Genomic DNA, 1,193 nt, shown 5'->3' with positions numbered 1-1,193 from the left:
AAATGGGGCGAAAGTCTGTGGACTCTGTGTAAGACAGTACATGGTTTTTTAACTGTGGTATGCGACGGTGGTGGAAGCAGAAACTTAAATCGTGAGGTTTAGGAATCGCCGCACTTTTAGGGCGGCGAGGATGTCAATGAGAGGTAATATTAATTTGAATGAGGTTTTACGGTTATGACATTAGCAAAACTTATTTATCGGGGGGGGGATAAGAATTGCTTATCCAAGATAGCGATCACATCCTCTGTTTTAGCTGTTAGTACCTTCGTGATTGTACCTGTTAACGCTTCTAACGTCACCTTGAACTTTAATACCTTACCAAGTTCACAAGGATGGACGTATTTGGTAGATGGTAATACAGCAACGGAGACAGATGTGTTTTCTATCAGTAACGGTGTTCTCACTCAAAATACATTAGGATCAGGTGATGGTGTTAACGGCTATAGGTTAGCGAATGTCGTTGACACGACTCAGCCTTTTACCTTATCTTGGCGATCACGAGTGCTTCAAGATGAATTTGTACTAAATCCTCAAAATTTCTTTGGTTTGGGATTAAGCATCAATAGTTCATCACAACGTTTTACGGTTGGGTTTGGGACTGACGCAATCGGCATTTCAGCATTTCAAATACTGCCAGGATCATTTAACAATACCGTGTTTCATAATTATCGCTTGGAAGGTTCATTTAACAGCGGAAACGCTCAATTATACATTGACGACCTACCGATTGCCACTTTAGCCCTTTTGAGTGGAGTTACCCCAAATGCTTCCGACGGACTTTTCTTTGGGGATGCAACAGGTTACACTAATGCACTAGCGGAGATAAGCAGTTATAGTTTTATACAGGGTACTCTTCCCGGATCAGTTCCCGAACCTTCATCAATTCTAGGGTTACTGAGTTTAGGAGTATTAGGAATAGGTGCAGCCTTAAACCGAAAACTATAACCCCTAAATTATCATCGGCAAAAGTTCCCTGACTTCCTTGTACATTTAAAGTCAGGGATTAAGCGTTTGCTTGACATAAATGTATATCTCGACAACCCCAGAGTCTTTTGACATCCTCACCGCCGTAAACGGACGGTGATTCCCAAACCTCACGATTTAGGTTTCTGCTTCTTTCCCTTGCGGGGTTCCGCACCTGCCTTAACAGATTCACTCTGTTCTGGTCTTATGGTCGCGACCCGGACTGACAC

1 protein-coding gene is annotated in these 1,193 nt (G+C 42.7%); it reads left to right on the top strand.

Features of this window, described 5'->3' with window-relative positions:
* Positions 1-174 precede the first annotated feature (174 nt).
* A complete protein-coding gene (locus tag O9332_RS08895; RefSeq protein ID WP_002761553.1) occupies positions 175-945 on the top strand; it encodes a PEP-CTERM sorting domain-containing protein in 771 nt (256 codons plus the stop codon).
* Positions 946-1,193 lie beyond the last annotated feature (248 nt).

The sequence above is a fragment of the Microcystis sp. LE19-10.1B genome (assembly GCF_027530565.1).
Classification (GTDB): domain Bacteria; phylum Cyanobacteriota; class Cyanobacteriia; order Cyanobacteriales; family Microcystaceae; genus Microcystis; species Microcystis aeruginosa.
This window is presented reverse-complemented; position numbering and strand designations above follow the sequence as displayed.